General features: G+C 71.4%; 17 protein-coding genes and 3 pseudogenes. 6 read left to right on the top strand and 14 right to left on the bottom strand.

Translation table 11 applies throughout. From position 1 onward, the window contains the following. The coding region (locus ACIBJG_RS24790) for an ABC transporter ATP-binding protein (RefSeq protein WP_399310470.1) at window positions 1–1024 on the bottom strand (1024 nt) is incomplete at its 3' end. Window positions 1025–1230: 206 nt separating this feature from the next. After that, on the bottom strand, window positions 1231–1893 hold the full coding sequence (locus ACIBJG_RS24785) for a helix-turn-helix transcriptional regulator (RefSeq protein WP_399310506.1): 663 nt from the start codon (window positions 1891–1893) through the stop codon (window positions 1231–1233). Window positions 1894–2083: 190 nt separating this feature from the next. On the opposite strand from ACIBJG_RS24785, the gene ACIBJG_RS24780 reads away from it, so the two are divergent. Both ACIBJG_RS24780 and ACIBJG_RS24775 read left to right on the top strand, forming a co-directional pair. Further along, the gene (locus ACIBJG_RS24780) at window positions 2084–2668 is read left to right on the top strand and encodes a sigma-70 family RNA polymerase sigma factor (RefSeq protein ID WP_399310468.1); all 585 of its coding nucleotides are present in this window, start codon (window positions 2084–2086) and stop codon (window positions 2666–2668) included. Further along, the gene (locus ACIBJG_RS24775) at window positions 2665–3438 is read left to right on the top strand and encodes an anti-sigma factor domain-containing protein (RefSeq protein ID WP_399310466.1); all 774 of its coding nucleotides are present in this window, start codon (window positions 2665–2667) and stop codon (window positions 3436–3438) included. Before ACIBJG_RS24780 ends, ACIBJG_RS24775 begins: the two co-directional genes overlap by 4 nt. Window positions 3439–3478: 40 nt before the next feature. Here the strand turns inward: ACIBJG_RS24775 and ACIBJG_RS24770 are convergent, their stop codons facing one another. The 4 genes and pseudogenes from ACIBJG_RS24770 to ACIBJG_RS24755 form a co-directional block, all read right to left on the bottom strand. Further along, entirely contained in the window at window positions 3479–4279 is an 801-nt protein-coding gene (locus tag ACIBJG_RS24770; RefSeq protein ID WP_399310464.1) for a DUF1295 domain-containing protein, read from the bottom strand. Further along, a pseudogene (locus tag ACIBJG_RS24765) lies at window positions 4276–5624 on the bottom strand (class I SAM-dependent methyltransferase). The gene ACIBJG_RS24770 and the pseudogene ACIBJG_RS24765 overlap by 4 nt, the downstream one beginning before the upstream one ends. Before the next feature lie 107 nt (window positions 5625–5731). Further along, window positions 5732–5905 (bottom strand): annotated as a pseudogene (locus ACIBJG_RS24760) (DUF1365 family protein); the annotation flags it as partial. Continuing rightward, window positions 5890–7095, bottom strand: a pseudogene (locus ACIBJG_RS24755) (NAD(P)/FAD-dependent oxidoreductase); the annotation flags it as partial. The pseudogenes ACIBJG_RS24755 and ACIBJG_RS24760, both read right to left, overlap by 16 nt. A 185-nt stretch (window positions 7096–7280) precedes the next feature. On the opposite strand from ACIBJG_RS24755, the gene ACIBJG_RS24750 reads away from it, so the two are divergent. The 4 genes from ACIBJG_RS24750 to ACIBJG_RS24735 all read left to right on the top strand — a co-directional run bounded on the left by ACIBJG_RS24750 (window position 7281) and on the right by ACIBJG_RS24735 (window position 11253). Beyond that, window positions 7281–8918 carry a molybdopterin-dependent oxidoreductase gene (locus ACIBJG_RS24750; RefSeq protein WP_399310462.1) on the top strand — a complete coding sequence of 546 codons (1638 nt, stop codon included), beginning with the start codon at window positions 7281–7283 and terminating at the stop codon, window positions 8916–8918. A 102-nt stretch (window positions 8919–9020) separates the two neighbouring features. Continuing rightward, a complete protein-coding gene (locus ACIBJG_RS24745; protein ID WP_399310460.1) occupies window positions 9021–9671 on the top strand; it encodes a fasciclin domain-containing protein in 651 nt (216 codons plus the stop codon). Window positions 9672–9728: 57 nt separating this feature from the next. Then, window positions 9729–10709, top strand: coding sequence for an ADP-ribosylglycohydrolase family protein (locus tag ACIBJG_RS24740; RefSeq protein WP_399310459.1), 981 nt, complete (start codon window positions 9729–9731; stop codon window positions 10707–10709). Between the two features lie 97 nt (window positions 10710–10806). Next, window positions 10807–11253 (top strand): SPW repeat protein, encoded by a 447-nt coding sequence (locus tag ACIBJG_RS24735; protein WP_399310458.1) that lies wholly within the window; start codon window positions 10807–10809, stop codon window positions 11251–11253. Window positions 11254–11656: 403 nt separating this feature from the next. On the opposite strand, the gene ACIBJG_RS24730 is transcribed toward ACIBJG_RS24735, so the two are convergent. The 8 genes from ACIBJG_RS24730 to ACIBJG_RS24695 form a co-directional block, all read right to left on the bottom strand. Beyond that, window positions 11657–14491, bottom strand: coding sequence for a DEAD/DEAH box helicase (locus tag ACIBJG_RS24730; protein WP_399310504.1), 2835 nt, complete (start codon window positions 14489–14491; stop codon window positions 11657–11659). Between the two features lie 44 nt (window positions 14492–14535). Further along, on the bottom strand, window positions 14536–15444 hold the full coding sequence (locus ACIBJG_RS24725; RefSeq protein WP_399310456.1) for a diacylglycerol kinase: 909 nt from the start codon (window positions 15442–15444) through the stop codon (window positions 14536–14538). Between the two features lie 17 nt (window positions 15445–15461). Then, on the bottom strand, window positions 15462–16418 hold the full coding sequence (gene tatC, locus ACIBJG_RS24720) for a twin-arginine translocase subunit TatC (protein ID WP_399310454.1): 957 nt from the start codon (window positions 16416–16418) through the stop codon (window positions 15462–15464). Between the two features lie 49 nt (window positions 16419–16467). Next, a complete protein-coding gene (tatA, locus tag ACIBJG_RS24715; protein WP_399310502.1) occupies window positions 16468–16761 on the bottom strand; it encodes a Sec-independent protein translocase subunit TatA in 294 nt (97 codons plus the stop codon). A 228-nt stretch (window positions 16762–16989) separates the two neighbouring features. Beyond that, the gene (locus ACIBJG_RS24710; RefSeq protein WP_399310453.1) at window positions 16990–17187 is read right to left on the bottom strand and encodes a hypothetical protein; all 198 of its coding nucleotides are present in this window, start codon (window positions 17185–17187) and stop codon (window positions 16990–16992) included. Between the two features lie 44 nt (window positions 17188–17231). After that, window positions 17232–17510, bottom strand: a complete 279-nt coding sequence (locus tag ACIBJG_RS24705; protein WP_399310451.1) for a hypothetical protein — start codon at window positions 17508–17510, stop codon at window positions 17232–17234. An 18-nt stretch (window positions 17511–17528) separates the two neighbouring features. After that, window positions 17529–18485 carry a WYL domain-containing protein gene (locus ACIBJG_RS24700; RefSeq protein WP_326664073.1) on the bottom strand — a complete coding sequence of 319 codons (957 nt, stop codon included), beginning with the start codon at window positions 18483–18485 and terminating at the stop codon, window positions 17529–17531. A gap of 13 nt (window positions 18486–18498) precedes the next feature. After that, window positions 18499–19452 carry a helix-turn-helix transcriptional regulator gene (locus ACIBJG_RS24695; RefSeq protein WP_399310449.1) on the bottom strand — a complete coding sequence of 318 codons (954 nt, stop codon included), beginning with the start codon at window positions 19450–19452 and terminating at the stop codon, window positions 18499–18501. Between the last annotated feature and the right edge of the window lie 48 nt (window positions 19453–19500).

Genomic DNA, 19500 nt, shown 5'->3' with positions numbered 1-19500 from the left:
GGGGGGGGGGGGGGGGGCGGGGGGCGGGGGGGGGCGGGGGGGGGGTGGGGGGGGGGGGGGGGGGGGGGGGGGGGGGGGGGCCGGGGGGGCGGGGGGGGGGGGGGGGGGGGGGGGGGGGGGGGGGGGGGGGGGGGCCCCCCCCCCCCCCCCCCCCGGCCCGCTCCAGGGCCGCGAGCAGCACCGGGACCGCGGCAGCCCCGTCCTCGGCACGGACGCTGACCCGGCGGCCGTCGACCAGCACCTCGTGCACACCGGGCAGTCCGGCGAGTGCGGCGGTGGCCGTCTCGCGGTCGCCGTCGGCGCGCAGCTCCATGTGGACGGCGTCGCCCCTCAGTTCGCCCTTGAGGTCGTCGGGGGTGCCCTCGACGACGACGCGGCCGCGGTCGACGATCGCGATGCGTTCGGCGAGCCGGTCGGCTTCCTCCAGGTAGTGCGTGGTCAGCACGATGGTCAGGCCCTCCTCGCCGGCCAGCCGGGAGATCTCCTCCCACATCGCCGTGCGGGCCTCCGGGTCGAGGCCCGTGGTCGGTTCGTCGAGGAAGAGCACCTCGGGGCGGTGGACCAGGCCGAGCGCCACGTCGAGCCGGCGCTGCATCCCGCCGGAGTACCCCTTGACCTGCCGCTTCCCGGCGTCCGCGAGGTCGAAGCGGTCCAGCAGCTCATCGGCCCGGCGCTGAACGGCGGCGCCGCGCATTCCGTACAGCCGGCCCTGGAGCACCAGGTTCTCCCGGCCGGTGGCGACGGGGTCCGCGCCGGACTTCTGGGCGACCACGCCGATGGTCCGGCGGACCCGGTCGGGGTGGCGCAGCACGTCGTGTCCGGCGACGGACGCGGTGCCGGAGTCCGGGCGGGCGAGGGTCGTGAGGATCTTGACGGTGGTGGACTTCCCGGCACCGTTGGGCCCGAGGAGCCCGAAGACGGTGCCGGGGGCGACGGTGAGGTCCATCCCGCCGAGTGCGGTGACGTCACCTGGATAGGTCTTGATCAGCTGCCGCGCCTGAACGGCGGGCGCACGGGTGCTCATGACGGAGCTCTCCTGTGGTCGGCGGGGCACCTGGGTGCCCGATGGGCCGAGCCGGTCCGCGTGAGAAGTGCCGGGCTATCCTGGGTTTGCCGCACCTCGATCGCCTGGCGTGCCTCACGGCTTGTCCGGTCCGGGGTTCGAGACCCTGGCGGGCGCTGCTCCAACAGCTCCCGCCGGGGTCTTTTCTTCTTGGTCCGTCCCTCCCGTCACACCGTGTGTTCGGGGTCGAGGACGATGTCCTGTTCGTCCAGGTCCTGCCAGTCCTGGGGCACCTCACCGGTCTCGTGGAACGCCTTCCATCCCTCGATGCCGCTGAGGGTGGATTCGGCGAGTTCCCTGCGGAAACCCCTGATCCACTCCAACTGCGCCTCGATCATGTGGAGCTGGTACTCGCTCTCCACGACGAAGACCCGGGGCAGCAGGTCGCCCAGCTGGGCGAGCACCCCCCGGAGCGCCGCGGCCCGGACGCTCTGGGCCTGCTCCCGGTCCAGCAGAAGCTCCGCCACCTCGTCCGGCGGCAGCACCGGAAGGAGCGACAGGGCGGTGTCGAAGACGGGGAACTCGTCGGCCGGCACCGCGATCAGGTCGGACAGCCAGTCCAGCATCTCGGCGCGTCCGGCCTCGGTGATGCCGTACAACGTGCGCTCCGGGCGGTTGCCCTGCCGCTGCACACCCGTGACCTCCACATAGCCGTGCTTCTCCAGGTTCTGGACCACGGTGTAGAGCGAGCCGAAGTTGATCTTGACGCTGTGCTCTTTGCCCCGTCGGCGGAGGGTCTGAGCGATCTCGTACGGATGCATGGACCGCTCCGCGAGCAGCACCATCACCGTGAGCGCCAGCGGATTGCCGAGCTTGCGCCGCTTGGCCACCACCCTCGCCACCCCTCAATTCGTCGTCGAATACTCGTTGCCGAACATATCGCGAGCGGCCGGACGCGTCAACCGCGATGTATCGCGAATCGGGAAGAACGTGGCAGGATCTCGCCCTCTGACCAATCCGCGCTGCCTCCGGCTCCGAATCACTCCCGGAGACCGATGAGCACCCTGGGAGGACGTCCGCGTGAAAGAAGCCGTGCACATCAGCGGACCGGCCTCGGCGGGGCCTGATCTCCAGGAACTCCTGGGGAGGGTCGCCCGGGGCGATCAGGACGCCTTCTCCCAGGTGTACGAGGCGGTGTGCGGGCCCGTGCTCGGACTGGTGCGCAGCGTGCTGCGCGACCCGGCCCAGTCGGAGGAGGTCGCGCAGGAGGTCCTGGTCGAGGTGTGGCGTACGGCGCCGCGCTTCCAGGCCGCCCGTGGGAGCGCCATGAACTGGGTGCTGACGCTGGCCCATCACCGGGCGGTGGACCGGGTGCGCTCGGTGGAGGCCACGACGGCCCGGGAGCACAAGGCCGCGCTGCTCGAACGCACCCCCGCCTTCGACGACGTCACCGAGCAGGTCGAGACCCGGCTGGAGCGGGAGCAGGTGCGCCGCTGCATGCGGACGCTCTCCGAGCTGCAACGCGAGTCCGTCACCCTGGCGTACTACCGCGGGCTGACCTACCGAGAGGTGGCGGAACTGCTTGCCGTACCGCTCGGAACCATCAAGACTCGACTGCGCGACGGACTGATCCGGCTGCGCGACTGCCTCGGGGTGAGCGCATGAGCGACGCCGGCCTGCACACGCTGACGGGGGCGTACGCCCTGCACGCGCTTCCGGAGTCCGAACGCCGGGAGTTCGAGAGGCACCTGAGCGACTGCGAGGCCTGCTCCGTGGAGGTGCACGAGCTCTCGGAGACCGCGGCCCGGCTCGGGCTCGCCGTATCCGCCGCACCGCCGCGGGAGCTGCGCGAGCGGGTGCTGCGGGAGGTCGCGACCGTACGCCAGGAGCCGCCGCCCGGCGGCCGCCGCGCCCGCAGCGGGGCCCCCGGCCACAACGGCGCGGCCCGGACCCGGCGGTGGCCGGCGTTCGCGCTCGCCGCGAGCCTCGCCGCGGCGGCCGGCCTCGGCGGCGTCGCCGTCCATCAGCACCAGGAGGCGCAGGACGCACGCCATCAGGCGCGCGCCGCGCAGCAGGAGAGCGAACAGCTCACCCGGGTCCTCGCCGCGCCCGACGCACAGTCGCGGTCCGACGCGCTGAAGGACGGCGCGACGGGCACCGTGGTGGTCTCAAGGAGCCAGGACCGCGCCGTGTTCCTGGCCTCGGGGCTGGCCGCGGCACCCAGCGGCAAGGCGTACCAGCTGTGGTTCGACGACGGCGGCACGATGCGCTCCGCGGGCCTGATGCGGGCGTCGGGCGACTCCTCGACGACGTACGCGACCCTGCTCGACGGACCGGTGGACGGGGCCACGGGCATGGGCGTCACCGTCGAACCCGCGGGCGGCTCGGCGCAGCCGACATCGGCGCCGATGGCCCTGATGAACCTGCCGGCATGAACGGGGCCGGCCTCCGAGGGCGAGGCCGGCCCCGCGCTGCTCAGCGGCGCGGCGGGCGCGGGAGGAAGCCGCTGGTCCTGGCCCGGTACGCGGCGAACCCGGGCCGCTTCGCCATGTTCCGTTCCAGGAGCGCCTTTCCGCTGCCGCCGATGAGCAGAACGCTCATCAGGACGGGCGAGACCAGCGTGGCGGCGGCCGGCCCGGGTGCCTGGCACACGATCAGGAACAGGCCCCACCACACGCAGAAGTCACCGAAGTAGTTGGGGTGCCGGGTCCAGGCCCACAGTCCTCGGTCCATGATCTTTCCCCGGTTGGCCGGATCGGCCTTGAACCGGGCCAGCTGGTGGTCGCCCACGCCCTCGAACAGCAGGCCGACGGCCCACAGCGCGGCCCCCGCCCAGGCCCATCCCCCGACCGGATCCGTGAGGTACCCGGCGGCCTGCACCGGGAGTGAGACCAGCCAGACCAGGGCGCCCTGGAGCAGGTAGACCTTCCGCAGGGCGTACAGATCCGGGTTGCCCGGCGCCTTGGCAAGCACCGACTCGTACCGCGGGTCCTCCCCGTGGCCCCGGCCCCGGCGGGCGATGTGCCGGGCCAGGCGCAGCCCCCAGACCGCCGTGAGCACCGCGACCAGCAGGCGGCGGGCGGCGTCGCCCTCACCCGCCGACAGGACGTACGAGACGAGGGCGACGGCGGTGAACCCGATCCCCCAGGCGACGTCGACGACCCGGTGCACCCCGTTGTACAGGCCGACGGCGAGGGTGGCGAGCATGACGGCCAGGGCCACGCCGGCACAGGGCGCCAGGCCCTGTGCGAACGCCGCCCAGGAGAAGCCGCTCATCCGGTGGCTCCAGCCGTCTCCCCGTCACGGGCGGCAGGAACCTCCGCGACGCCCGTGTGCCAGCCGGCCCTGGTGGCCGGCATACCGGCCGACCCCGTCGCGTCCGGCCGTACGGAGAGGATCTGGTCCACGCCCATGCGCCGTTCCTCGAAGGCGAGGGCGCCGCCCGCCAGATAGAGGCGCCACACCCGCACGGTCTCCTCCCCGACGAGCTCGGCGAACTCCGCACGGCGCTCCTCCAGGGTGCGGCGCCACACGTCGACGGTCAGGACGTAGTGCTCGCGCAGTCCCTCCACGTCACGCACTTCGAGTCCCGCACCCTCCAGCAGCCCCACGGTCTCGCCGAGGGGACGCATGTGCATGTCGGGCGCGATGTACGACTCGATGAACGCGCCCCGCCGCCCGGGGCGTCCCGCCCCCGCGACATCTGCTGGACGAGCACCCGGCCGCGCGGCCGCACCATGCCGTGCAGGGTCCCGGCGAAGGCCGGATACTGCGCGTCGCCGACGTGCTCGCCCATCTCGATGGTGGACACCGCGTCGTAGCCGCCCTCGTGGCCGGGTGCGCGGTCGATGTCGCGGTAGTCGCAGCAGCGGACCTCGACCAGGTCCTCGTCGTACACCCCTTCGACGTCCCGGTAGTCGCAGAGCCGGACGTCGACGCAGTCCTCGAATCCGGCGTCCCTGATCCGGCGGCGGGCCAGATCCCGCTGCTCCCGCGAGAGCATGACGGAGACGACGCGGGCACCCCGGGCGGCGGCGCGGATCGCGAGTTCGCCCCAGCCCGTGCCGATCTCCAGGAGTTCGGTGCCGGGGCCGACGGCGGCGAGGTCGAGCAGCCGGTCGATCTTGCGGTGCTGGGCGGCCGGCAGCAGGGCGGGTTCCGCGGGAAAGCCGCGGAAGAGGGCGGAGGAGTAGCTGAGCGTTTCGTCGAGGAAGAGCGCGAACAGCTCGTTGGACAGGTCGTAGTGGTGGCTGACGTTGTCGCGTGCGCCCTCGTGCGTGCCCAGCTGTCCGGCGGGGCGCCGGGGTGCCCAGAGTCCGCGCAGCCGCTGCAGGGACTGCGGGATAAGGGTGGTGACGTGACCGGCGAGGACGGTCAGGACCCCGACCGGGTCGGGTGAGTCCCACTCCCCCGCCATGTACGACTCTCCGAAGCCGATCAGGCCGTCGGCCCCGATTCTGCGGAAGAACGTGGCGGGATCCCGTACGTCCATCAAGGGGCCGCCCAGGCCGAGGTCCTCGCGTCCGGCCAGCCGGACCCGGAGCGGCAGGCGGGCCAGCGCGTGGCGGACGAGCCGTTCGGCGACGCCGGTCCGCAGCCGGGAGGCGTGCGGGGCTCGCACGACATCGGGCCAGCGGCCGGGGTCCGCGCCCGCGACGGCGTACCCGGGAGGCGAGGAGGAGGAGGAGGAGGAGGAGGAGGGGGACGGGGAGTGGGACGTGGACACGCTCACTGCATTCCTTCCTGGGCGGGGTGGTGGGGACGGGGCTGTACGGGCAGTCCACGCAGCAGGAGGCGGATGCCGTGCAGCCGGATGGCGGCCGAGACGACGGCCGTGGACCAGGGGTGACGTACGGCGAGCCGGAGCAGGACTCCAGGCGTGGCCGGCCGTCGTACGCCCCGGCGTAGGCGATGACGGGGCCGGACAGGGCGGGCAGCCTGCTCTGTGCGGCCACGGACTCGGGGGTGAAGACGGGGTGCTCGTAGACCATGCGGGCGCGGACCAGGCCGGGGGCGACGCGGTCGGCCCCGTTCAGCGTGACGACGAAGGTCTCGGGGGCGTCGAGGCGTTGAAGCCGGTTCATGTCGTAACTGACGGTGACGTGGGCGGCGTCGGCGGAGCAGGACGGCATCAGGTAGTTCCAGGAGGCGCGGGCGCGTCGAGCCCTGGGCAGCAGCCGGGTGTCGGTGTGCAGCAGGGTGGGGTTGCGGGAGTGGCTGAAGGCGCCCAGGGTGCGGGTCTCCTCGCCGGTCGGGTCGGCGAGGACGCGCAGCGCCTGGTCGGGGTGGGTGGCGATGACCACGGAGTCGAACGGCTCCGTGGTGTCGTCGGCGGTGATGATGTCGACACCGTCCGCGTGCCGGCGCACGGCGCGGACCGGGGTCGAGGTGCGGACGGCACCGAGTTGCTTGGTGACCCGGTCGACATAGGCGGCCGATCCGCCGGTGACGGTCCGCCACACCGGGGAGCGGCCGACGGTGAGCATCCCGTGGTGGTCGAGGAAGCGGAAGAGGTGGCGGGCGGGGTAGCGCATCGCGGTCAACGGGCCGCAGGACCAGACCGCGGAGACCACGGGGGTCAGGAAGTGGGCGGTGAAGTACGGGGAGAACCTGCCGCGGGCCGCGAAGTCGCCGAGCGTCATCGTGTCCGCGTCCGGCCCGCCGTCCGCCAGCAGACGTCGGGCGGCCCGGTGGAAGCGGGGTACGGCGGCCAGCATCCGCAGATGGGCGGGGTCTCGGGCCGCAGCCGGCCGGGCAAGGAGCCCCGCCGGGCCGCGGGCGCCCGCGTACTCCAGGCCGCATCCCTCGCACCGTACGGACATGCTCATCTCCGACTCCTGCGTCGGGACGGCGAGTTCCGCGAAGAGCCGCAGCAGATGCGGATAGGTGCGCCGGTTGTGCACGATGAAGCCGGAGTCCACGCGGTGGACCCGGCCGTCCGACGCGGCCAGCTCGTGTGTGTGGGCGTGGCCGCCCACCCGGTCGTCCGCCTCGAGCAGTGTCACGTCGTGGGCCTTCCGCAGGATGTGAGCGGCGGTGAGTCCCGCGACCCCTCTCCCCACGACGGCTGTGCGTCGCCGCCTGGCTGTCATCACGCCCTCCTCCGGTTCCCTGCACCGGTCACTCCCCCGTTCCGTCACGGCGGAGCGGCGATGCCTTTCGGCTGTGGTTCGTTACCGGTCGCGCCGCGGATTGGCCCGGATCGGCTCTCATTCGTTCGGGTGACCAACCGATTTCGTTCGGGCGACTGACCAATCCGCCGGACTTCGGGGAACGAATGCCAGTTGTGAGTGAAGATCAGAACGACACGCGGAACGGGGCCCACGAGTCCCGGCGGTCCCGCTGGGCACGTGCGGCCTGCGCCGCGCTCAGCGGTGTGATCGCCGGGTTCTGCGCCCTGGCCGTCGCCGAGCTCGTCGCGGCGGTCGTCCGTCCCGAGGCGGGTCCGGTCGCGGCGGTGGGCGGTGCGGTGATCGACCGCACTCCCCCGGCGCTCAAGGACTTCGCCGTACGGAACTTCGGCACGAACGACAAGCTGGTGCTGCAACTCGGCATCCTGGCCCTCCTCGCGGTCTTCGCCATGGCGGTCGGGGTACTGGCGCTGCGGCACCGGCTGGTCGGTTCGGCGGCCGTACTGGTCTTCGGGGTGGTCGGGGCAGTCGCGGCGGTCGGGCGGCCCGAGGGCCGCGTGCCCGACGCCCTGCCCTCGGTGGTGGGTGCCGTGGTGGCCGCAGGAGTGCTGTATCTCCTGGCCGGACGGCTGGCACCGGTCTCCGCCACCTCTCCCGCGGCTGGGGGGAGGGGCGGGGAGCCGGACCACGGCACCTTCGACCGGCGGCGTTTCGTCATCGCGGCGAGCGCCGCGGCGGCGGCCTCCGCCGGCGCCGGCCTTCTGGGCCGGCGGCTCACCTCCGCCGTGCAGGCCGGGGCGGACGCCTCACGGCGCGACCTGGTCCTGCCGGTACCCGATTCGGCGGCGCCGGCCGTACCCGCGGGCGCGGATCTGCGCATCCGCGGCCTGAGTCCGTTCGTCACCCCGAACAAGAGCTTCTACCGGGTGGACACGGCGTTGGTCGTACCCCGCCTCGATGCCGGCGACTGGCGGCTGAGGATCCACGGCAAGGGTGTGCGGCGGCCTCTGACGCTCAGCTTCCAGGACCTGCTGCGCCGGGAGATCATCGAGCGCGACATCACCCTGACCTGCGTCTCCAACGAGGTCGGCGGACCGTATGCCGGCAACGCCCGGTGGATCGGCGTGCGACTGGCCGATCTGCTGCGGGAGGCCGGGGTGAAGCCTCCGTCCCGGGGCGGACCCGCCGACCAGATCGTGGCGCGTTCGGTGGACGGCATGACGATCGGCACCCCGGTCGAGGACGTCATGGACGGCCGCGACGCGCTGCTCGCCCTCGGCATGAACGGTGAACCGCTGCCCTTCGCGCACGGCTTCCCGGTCCGCATGGTCGTTCCCGGCCTGTACGGATACGTGTCGGCCTGCAAATGGATCAAGGACATCGAGCTCACCACGTTCGACGACTACGACGCCTACTGGGTCAAGCGAACCTGGTCCCGGCAGGCGCCCGTCAAGACCGAGTCCCGGATCGACACCCCTCGCCCCTTCGCCTCCCCGAAGGCCGGCACGATCCCGGTCGCCGGGGTCGCCTGGGCCCAGCACCGCGGCATCCAGCGGGTCGAGGTCCGGGTGGACGGCGGCCCGTGGAACACCGCGCGGCTGGCTGCCGAGGACAGCCGCGACACCTGGCGCCAGTGGGTGTGGGAATGGCCGGCCACCTCCGGCAACCACACCCTCGAGGTCCGCGCGACGGACCGCACCGGCGCCACCCAGACCGGCCGGCGCGTCGGCACCGTCCCCAACGGTGCGACGGGCTGGCACTCCGTGGCGGTCGACGTGTCCTGAGCGGACACCCACGCGCGTTCTGCACGTACCGGCCCACCCACACACCCTGCACCAACTACCGAACGTCACCATTCGGTCACTCATCCACACCAGGAGAACATCATGAAGGTCATCCACGCCCGTCGCGCCGCCGTCGCACTCTCCGCCGCGGTCGTCCTGCCACTGGCCCTGACGGCCTGCTCCAGCGACTCCGACAACAGCGCGTCCGGCTCCTCCGCGAGTTCGGCGAAATCGTCGGACAAGGCCTCCGCACCCGCCGGCGACACGACACCCATGAACGAGCCCTTCGGTCCGGCCTGTTCGACGGTGCCGAAGGACGGCGCGGGCTCGTTCGACGGCATGGCGAAGGACCCGGTCGCGACGGCCGCATCGAACAACCCGGCACTCTCCACGCTCGTCACCGCGGTCAAGAAGGCCGGCCTGGTCGACACCCTGAACAACGCGCAGAACATCACGGTGTTCGCCCCGACCAACGACGCCTTCGCCAAGGTCCCGAAGGCCGACCTGGACAAGCTCCTCGCCGACAAGGCCGCGCTCACCAAGGTCCTCACCTACCACGTGGTGGGCCAGAAGCTGACGCCGAAGCAGCTGGAGAAGGGGTCCTTCGACACCCTGGAGAAGAGCGAGCTGACGACGTCCGGTTCGGACATGGCATACACGGTGAACGACTCCTCGAAGGTCGTCTGCGGCAACGTCCAGACAGCCAACGCGACGGTCTACATCGTCGACACGGTGCTGATGCCGGCGAAGTAGCGGCCTCCCGCGCCCGCCCGCCGCGCACCTCGCCCGTACGCTGATCCGGTGAACTCCGTGAGCAGACAGGACCGGGCGGCGGGCGCGGTGGTCGGATCGGCGGTGGGCGACGCCCTGGGCGCACCGTTCGAGTTCGGTCCGGAGGGCGTCTACACGACCCGCTTCCCGGACGGCGTCGGCACGATGTGCGGCGGTGGTGGCTGGGACCCGGGCGAGGCGACGGACGACACGCAGATGGCGGTGCTCGTCGCGGAGTCCCTGCTGGAGCGCGGCGGCCTCGACCTGCGCGACCTGTTCGACCGCTTCCGGCGGTGGGCGGCCGGCGAGCCGAAGGACATCGGGCTCCAGACGGAGGCCGTACTGACCGGCGGCGACCCGTGGGACACCGCGGCGGCGCTGCACTTCCAGGTCAACGGCCGGGCGGCGGGCAACGGTTCACTGATGCGCGCCGCCGGTTCCGCCGTGTACTTCGCAGGAGCGGGACGGCCCGAGGCGGACGCGCGGTCCGCCACCATGGACGCGGCCCGGCGGATCGCCGGACTCACACACGGCGACCGGGCGGCCTGGGAGGGCACCGCCGTACTGCACGAGCTGATCCGGGTGGCGCTGACCGGGGCCGACCCGCTCCCCGCAGTCCCGGACACACTCGCCGCCGTCCACCCTGCTCACCGCGAGCGCTGGGCCGGCGTCCTCGCACCTGCCTGGCACCCGGACCACGCGACGGAGTTCAACGGCGCGGTGTGGCCCTGCCTGGGCACCGCACTGTGGGCGTTGCGTACGACGCGTTCGTACGAGGACGCGCTGGCATCGGCGATCGATGTGGGCGGCGACACCGACACCGTGGCCGCGGTGACCGGGGCACTGGCGGGGGCGGTGTACGGCTTCGGGGCGATCCCGTCACGCTGGACCGGCCCCCTGCACGTCCCACTCCCGGGGTACGGCGACCGTGTGCTGCACACCCAGGACCTGGTCGCGCTGGCCGGGCGGCTGGACCGCCGGCGGACCGGTGCGGATCCTGCGGATTTTCGTCTGCCTTGAATCTACACATAAGCGGTAGATAAGAGCAGAATGGCATAGCAGGCCACATATCGCACCAACCAGCGGCCCGGTCTGCAGGATCGAAGGAGACGAACTCATGTCAAACGTCTCGCATACCGGCCATGACATGGCCGGACACCCCGATGTCTCCGAGATGCGCGATCGCCATGACCGGATGATGGGTGGCCGCGACGTGGCGCTCGTTGACGGACCGGTGTTCCTGGTGGGTCTGTTCTGCGCCGTCTCGCCGTGGGTGCTGCACTTCACGGCCTCCCAGGCCCCCCTCGTGACGCACAACCTGATCATGGGCATCGCGATCGCCGTGCTGGGGCTGGGGTTCACCGCGATGCCGCAGCGGATGTACGGCCTGAGCTGGGCCATCTGCGCCATGGGCGCCTGGATGATCATCTCGCCCTGGGTGGTGGGCAGCAGCCCGGACATGGGCGTCGTGCTCAACAACGTCATCATCGGCGGTCTGACCGTGCTACTGGGGCTGGTCTGCGCGGGCGCGTCGATGAGGAGCGGCACCAGGGGCCGTGCCTAGGCCCGCATGACAGGAGGACCGACTACCGTCGGCCGGCCCCGCTGAACCGCGGCCCCGGCCGACGCCTGGCTCCCGACACCCCGACGGCCCGACCCGGCCGCCGGCTCCCGGCACCCCTACGGCCCGGCACCCCTACGGCCCGGCACCTCTACGGCCCGCCCCGACGCCTGGCTCCCGACACCCCGACGACCCGACCCGGCCGCTCCGGCTTCGTCGGCCCGATCCGGCCCTCCCTGCGCCGTCCGGCCTGTCCAGCCCTTCCCAGCCCCTCCGGCGTTTGAGGAGCGGGGGTCCGGGGGCGGAGCTCCCGGTTACGGGAAGGGGCGGGGAGGGGCAAGGCCCGCCGCAGGCGCCCCCACCCGCACCCGGGAAACCGCCCGGCACCGGCCACCCGTACCCCGCCTCACCCCACAGAGCTGTAAGCCACCACTCCCCGCAACACCTCATCAACCGCCTTCCGCGCGTTCCGCCCCACCGAACTCCCCTCACGCGGAGCCGCCGCGGCCACCTGTCCCAGCACGTCGATCACCTGCTTGCACCACCGCACGAAGTCCCCCGCCGGCATCTCCGCCTCGCGCAAAACCTCGTCCAACGTCCGGCCGGACGCCCACATGTACACCGCCCAGGCGAATCCGAGATCGGGTTCGCGCTGCCCGACCCCCTCCGCCTGGTTGATCTTGAAGTCCTCCTCCAGAGCGTCGAGACGCCCCCAGATCCGGACCATCTCGCCCATCGCGGTCTTCGCCGGCCCGGACGGCAGCTTCGGCGCCACCGCGTCATCGGCCTGCCGCGCCTCGTACACCAACGCCGAGACGCACGCCGCGAGTTCGGCAGGGTTGAGGCCCTCCCACACGCCGGCCCGCAGGCATTCGCTGGCCAGTAGGTCCAGTTCGCCGTACAACCGGGCCAGACGCCGCCCGTGCTCGGTGACCTCGCTGTCCCGCAGATAGTCGAGCTCGGTGAGCAGGGCCACGATCCGGTCGAAGGTGCGGGCGATCGTGTTCGTCCGCCCCTCGATCCGCCGCTCCAGCTGCTCCGTGTCCCGCTGCAGCCGGTGATACCGCTCGGCCCATCGCGCGTGGTCCTCGCGCTCGTCGCACCCGTGGCAGGGGTGGGCACGCAACTCGGCCCGGTAGCGCGCGATCTCGCGGTCGTCGGCGGCGACGGACCGCTCCCGGCGGTGCCGGTCCGGCACGATGTGCCCGGCCTTCGTGCGCAGCGCGGACGCCAGGTCGCGACGTGACTGCGGCGAGCGCGGGTTGAACGACTTCGGGACGCGCATCCGCTCCAGCGCCTCCACCGGCACCGGGAAGTCGATCGAGGCCAGCCGCTTCACCTGGCGCTCGGCCGTCAGCACCAAGGGCCGCGGCCCGTCGTGGTACTCCATCCCCCGATGCCCGTGTCCGTTCGTCCGCCCGGCAGGCAGCCCGGGATCCAGGACGAGCGCCAGCCCGGCGAACTTGCCGGTGGGCACATGGATGACATCGCCGGGCTTGAGCTTCTCCAAGGACGCCGCCGCCGCCGCTCGCCGCTGCGAGGCGCCGTGCTTGGCGAGCTCCGTCTCCCGGTCCTTGAGGTCGCGGCGCAGCCGCGCGTACTCCTCGAAGTCACCGAGGTGGCAGGTCATGCCCTCCTTGTACCCCTCCAGGCCCTCCTCGTTCTTCTGGACCTGGCGGGAGATCCCGACGACCGAGCGGTCCGCCTGGAACTGCGCGAAGGAGGTCTCCAGCAGTTCGCGCGAGCGGTGCCGCCCGAACTGCTGCACCAGATTGACGGCCATGTTGTACGAGGGCCGGAAGCTGGAGCGCAGCGGATACGTACGCGTGCCCGCGAGTCCGGCCAGCGCGCCCGGGTCCATGCCGCGCTGCCAGAGGACCACCGCGTGGCCCTCGACGTCGATGCCGCGCCGGCCGGCCCGGCCGGTCAGCTGGGTGTACTCGCCGGGGGTGATGTCGGCGTGCTGTTCGCCGTTCCACTTGACGAGCTTCTCCAGCACGACCGAGCGCGCCGGCATGTTGATGCCGAGCGCGAGCGTCTCCGTCGCGAAGACCGCCTTGACGAGCCCCCGCACGAAGAGTTCCTCGACGACCTCCTTGAAGGTCGGCAGCATCCCGGCGTGGTGCGCGGCGATGCCCCGCTCCAGCCCTTCGAGCCACTCGTAGTAGCCGAGGACGTGCAGGTCCTCGGTGGGGATGGACGCGGTGCGCTGCTCGACGATCTCCCGGACCAGCCTGCGCTTGTCCTCGTCGTTGAGCCGAAGTCCGGCGTGCAGACACTGCTGCACCGCGGCCTCGCAGCCGGCCCGGCTGAAGATGAACGTGATGGCGGGCAGCAGCCCTTCGGCGTCGAGCCGGTCGATGACCTCGGCCCGCGACGGTGTCCAGATCCGGCTGCGCTGGCGCCGCTCGCGCTCGCGGTCCGCCTCGCGGACCATCTTCCCGCGACGGCGTTCGCGCGGGTTGTATCCGCGCTGGTTCTCCATGCGGGCGAGCCGGACCAGGTCGGGGTTGACCTCGCGACGGCCGGACCCGCGGCCGCCGTGGTCGCTCTCCTCCTCGAAGAGGTCGTACATCCGGCGGCCGGCCAGCACGTGCTGCCAGAGCGGCACCGGCCGGTGCTCGGAGACGATCACCTGGGTGTCGCCGCGGACGGTGTCCAGCCAGTCGCCGAACTCCTCGGCGTTGGACACGGTCGCCGACAGCGACACCAGGGTGACGGATTCGGGGAGGTGGATGATCACTTCCTCCCAGACGGCGCCCCGGAAACGGTCGGAGAGGTAGTGCACCTCGTCCATGACCACGTACCCGAGGCCGTTCAGCGCCTGGGAGCCCGCGTACAGCATGTTCCTCAGCACCTCGGTGGTCATGACGACCACCGGCGCGTCGGCGTTGACGCTGTTGTCCCCGGTCAGCAGGCCGACCTTGTCCGCGCCGTATCGCTTGACCAGGTCGGCGAACTTCTGGTTGGAAAGGGCCTTGATCGGCGTGGTGTAGAAGCACTTGCGGCTCTGGGCGAGGGCCAGATGCACGGCGAACTCGCCGACGATCGTCTTGCCCGACCCCGTCGGCGCCGCGACGAGCACGCCCTTGCCGGCCTCCAGCGCCTTGCAGGCCTCGATCTGATAGGGGTCCAGATCGAACTCGTACATCTCGCGGAACGGTCCGAGCGCGGTCGCCTGCTCGGCGGCTCGGATCCGGGAAGCCTGGTATCGCTCAGCTGGTGAGAGGTCCTCTGTCATCTTGTCCACGAGCCTACCCGCCGCCTCGGACAGTGATGCGATCTTTAAATCCCCGTGGGAGAACCGGTCCCCAGCACCCGGGCCGCACCCGGCACACACGTGGCGGTCAGCGGCAGCGCGCCGAGCGGTTCACCGTCCGCGTACGCGGTGACACCGACCGCTTCGAGGGCGATGGAGGAGACCCGGTGCACGGTTACGGCGGGGTGGCCGAGGTGCGTCCCCTTGTAGACCTTGGGGAACACCTTGAGCAGAGTGGTGCGGCTGCAGTCACCGACGACGGTCACGTCGAAGAGGCCGTCGTCCATGACGGCGTCCGCGCAGATCCGCATGCCGCCGCCGTAGGTCGATCCGTTGCCGACGGCGATGAGCGTCGCCTCGATCTCGCGGATGGGTCCGCCGTCCAGACTCATGCGGTACGTGATGGGCTTGAAGGCGGCGAGTTCGGCGAGGATCGCCAGGTCGTACTTGAACCGGCCGCCAACCCAGCGCATCCGGTTGCCGCGGTCGTTGACGCGGGAGTCGAAGCCGGAGGCGAGCACGGACCCGAACCAGCGCTCGCCGACCCGGCCGAGGTCGATCTCACGGACGGCACCGCCTTTGAGCGCCTCGGCGGCCAGCCGGCCCGCCGCGGCCGGATCACGTATCGGCAGCCCGAGGGCCCGGGCGAAGTCGTTGCCCGTGCCGACGGCGACGACGCCCAGTGGGGTCAGGGTCCCGGCGACCGCCTGGAGGGCGAGGGACATCATCCCGTCGCCCCCCACGGCTATCAGGGCGCCCGTTCCCCCGGCCACGGCCTCGCGCGCCCGCCGCAACGCGTCGTCGGCGTCCTCGCCGAGCACCGTACGGACCGAGAATCCGGCGTCCCGCAACGCGGAAGCGGCCGGCTGCGCGGCGTGCGCGCCCCGGCCGCGTCCTGCGGTGGGATTGACGAAAAGGGTGATCTCGCTGGTCACCCGGGGGACCTTACAGGTCAGGTGATGTCGTCGTAACCGTTGAGCCGGTTCGAGCGTCCGCCGTCCTGTTCCCCGTCAGCCTGTGCGGGCAGCGAGGCCGACACGTTCTCCATGTCGCCGATCTCCTCAGGGGTGAGATCCAGCTCCGACGCCTCGTCGTCGTCGAGTTCGGCATCGGGGTTGTTGCGACGCCTGCGCCGGTCGTTGGCGATGCAGATACCGAGCGCGAGGAAGTAGAGCAGCACGATCGGCGCGGCCAGCGTCACCATCGTCAGCGGGTCACCCGTCGGGGTGGCGACCGCGGCGAAGACCGTGATGCCCATGATCATCGCGCGCCACCAGGACCCGAGCCGTTTGGCTGTGAGGACGCCGGTGAAATTCAGCAGGACGAGCAGGAGCGGCAGCTCGAACGCGAGACCGAACACGATCACCATGCGCGTGACGATGTCGAGATAGTCGTCGACGGGCAGCAGGTTCGTCGTGTTGTCCGGTGTGAAGTCGAGCAGCACCGCCGCGGTCTGCGGCATCAGGATGTACGCGAGTGCCGCACCCACGAGGAAGAGCGGCACGCCCGCGCCGACAAAGCTCAGTGCGTACTTCTTCTCGTTCTTGTGCAGTCCCGGGGCCAGGAACGCCCAGAGCTGGTACAGCCAGACGGGAGTGGAGAACACCACGCCCGCCATGAGGGAGACCTTGAGGGCGATGGAGAACGGGGCGACCAGACCGTTCACCGTCATCTCAGCACACGGCTTGCCGTTCTCCTGGACCTTCCGGCCGTCGGTACAGCCGACCGACTTCAGGATGGGCCGGATCAGGAAGTCGATCAGCTCCTGGTAGAAGAAGGCCGTGACCGCCGTGATCACGATGACCGCCACGACAGCGATCAGCAGTCGGTTACGCAACTCACGCAGGTGATCAGCGAGAGGCATCCGCCCCTCGCCGTCCTTCTCCTGCTTGCGGGCAGACTTGAGCAACCCACTTCCCTCGTCTCGTGCGGCAGCTGTCGGAGAAATCCGTCAGCTGTCAGCTCTGGGTGGTGGGCTTCGCTTCGCTCACCGGGCGGGAGCTCGTCACGTCGCCGGGAGCCGCCTGAATCGTGCGCGCCGGGGCAGGCTGCTGAGCACCCTGGTCGGCGACCGTCTCCGTGGTGGCAGCCGTCGGCTCGTCGTCCTTCTTCATCGCCTTGGCCTCGCTCTTGAGGATGCGGGCCGACTTGCCGAGGGAGCGCGCCATGTCGGGAAGCTTCTTGGCACCGAACAACAGCAGGATGACAGCGATGATCAGAACGATCTCGAGAGGCTTCAGATTGCCCATGATGTGCTTCCTTCTCGCTGAGGCGGCTGGAGGTGGGCTCGCTGCCCTGGGGTCGGACACACGTCCGACCAATTCGCTGGGAGCGATCGTAACCCGCGGGAGTAAACGCGAGGCAATGCCTATGCATACTTTCGCTAGCGGCCCGCCCCTCCTGCCAGGGCCGTCACCAGCAGCGTACCTCCCGCCACTGTGAAAAAGGAGGCCGCGCCCGCGCCGATCGAACAGGCCCTGCTAGTGCAGGGTTTCGCCGGAGGCCGCGAGATTCGTGGCTGCGCGTTCCAGGTCCTCGGCGGCCCGGTTGATGCGTTCAGTGGTACTTGTCACATGGTGGCCGAGGCGCTGGGCCTCGATGAAGACCTTGATGGCCAGCACGCCCAGGACGGCGATTCCGAGGAATCCCAGGGCGATGGCGAGCATGGGCCAGAACATGCGCAGTGCCTCGATGTGTCTAGTGTCCGAAGGTGCCGGATGCCTCAGGCACCGGTGTGCAGGCGCAGCGTCCGCACTCCGCCACCGGTGAGGAGTTCCACTATCCGCTCCCCCGCGGGCCGGCGGACAGGCGCGTCGCACGCGGGGCAGGTGAAGGAGTAGAACGTGGTCCGGCTGCTCGCGCCGATCGCGAGACGGAACTCCGCCGCCGCCAGTTCGAACCGCGCGCGACACTCCGGGCAGGCGGCCTTGAACCGTACGGAATCGGGAACGACCATCGTCGACACGTCGGAAACACCGGACACAACAGACATGTTGCCCATATCTCCTCAGGTCTCCCCTCAGGCCAGACCGTCGTACGCGGCGAGCGCCGCCCGGGCCGCGGTCCGGGCGCTCCGCGCCAGTTCCGGCGGCGAGACGATGCGTCCCTCCCCGCCGAGCCGGAGCGCGAGCCTGCGCAGCGACGCCGGGTCGGGGGTGCGCAGGGTGATCCGCAGGCCGCCGTCGGGCAGTTCCTCGGCGCTGTCGTGCGGGTAGTACTCGGCGACCCAGCGACCGCCGGGACCGACCTCGACCACGACCTCCGGGTCCTCCGCGGCGGGCTGGACCAGCCCTTCCGACAGGTCCCGCAGCTCCAGCTCCGGCGGCGCGGCCGGCTCGTCGAGCAGCCGGATCTCGGCGACCCGGTCGAGGCGGAACGTACGCCGGTCCTCGGAGGACCGGCACCAGGCCTCCATGTAGGTGTGTCCGACGGCGAACAGCCTGATCGGGTCCACCTCGCGCTCGGTGAGTTCGTCACGCGCGGGCGAGTAGTAGCGCAGCCAGAGCCGCCGGCGCTCGGAGATCGCCCGGTCCACGTCGGCGAAGACACCGCCCTCGGACTCGAAGGTGACCGACAGCCGGGAGCTGGCTGCCCCCACCTCACCGGCAGCGGCCTCCAGCTTGGCGGTGGCCCGCAGCAGGGCCTGCCGGTCGCTCTCGCGCAGCCCTGGCAGCGTCGCGACGGCGCGCGCGGCGACCAGCAGGGCCGTCGCCTCGTCTGCCGCGAGCCGCAGGGGCTCCGCGACGTCGTCCGGGTTGTGCCACCAGATGCGGTCGCCGTCGGTGTCGATGTCCAGCAGATCACCGCCGCGGAAGCTCGTCCCGCACATGGGCAGGACGTCGAGGTCCGAGATCAGTTCGTCCTCGGTGATGCCGAAGGCCCGGGCGACGTCCTGGACATGGGCGCCGGGGCGCTCGCGCAGATACGTCACCAGGGAGAGCATCCGGCGCGTCTGGTCGATGGCGTTCGTGGCCATGAATACGGTCCCCTCAGTCCTTGGCCACGGCGCGCAGCCGGTCCACCACGTCGGCCCGCAGATCCGCAGGTTCCTGTACGACGACGTCGGGACCGAACTCGACGAGCCAGGCGTCCAGACCGTGTCCGTACGGAATCTCCAACTCCTCCCACCCGTCCCCGAGTTCCCGGACCGATATCGCCCGGGCCCGCAGCGGGTAGCCGGAATCGGCGCGCAGCCTGATCAGCGCGGTACGCGTCGCCGTCTCCCCCGCCCAGCTCTCGACGGTCTCGCGGACGGTGACCACGTCGGGGACCTCGGCGGTGAAGGCACCGGCCCGGGAGCGGACCTTGCCCGAGATCCGGGAGAGCCGGAACACGCGCTCCGCACCCCGCTCCCGGTCCCAGCCGGCCAGGTACCAGTGACCGCGCCAGCACTCCAGCGTCCACGGTTCGACCTGGCGCTGCTCGGGGCGCGCCGCGTTGCCCTTGCGGTAGTCGAAGGTCACCGGGCGGCGATCGCGGCAGGCCAGCATCAGCGGCTCGAACGCGGCCTCGTGGACGGGGATACGGGGTTCGAGGGCGCTGTGCACCTCGTAGGCGTCCTCGGCCTCCGGCATGCCCGCGGCCCGCAGCTTCTGCAGGGCTCCGCTGGCGGCGCCGGCGAGGCGGGCCTGCTGCCAGACCTTGGCGGCCAGCCCGAGCGCGGCGGCCTCTTCGGCGTCCAGGGTGATGGGGGGCAGCCGGTTGCTGTCGCGGCGGGCGAGGTAGCCGGTGTCGCCGTCCAGGCTCTCCACGGTCTCGATGACCAGACCGAGCTCGCGCAGATCATCCTTGTCGCGCTCGAACATCCGGTTGAAGGCGTCGTCGGATCCCGCCTCGAGGTAGGCCTCGATGGAACCGCGCAGTTCGCGCTTGCTGAGCGGGCGCCGGGTCCCGAGCAGACACAGTGCCAGGTTCATCAGCCGCTCGGCCTTGGCAATCGCCATCGACGCCCTTTCTGTTTTGCTCTACGACCCTCGACCGTACCGCTCCGG

Origin of the sequence: Streptomyces sp. NPDC050422, assembly GCF_044458665.1 — a bacterium.
Lineage (GTDB): Bacteria > Actinomycetota > Actinomycetes > Streptomycetales > Streptomycetaceae > Streptomyces.
Note: the sequence above shows the minus strand (reverse complement) of the source record. Positions and strands in the feature narration are given on the sequence as shown.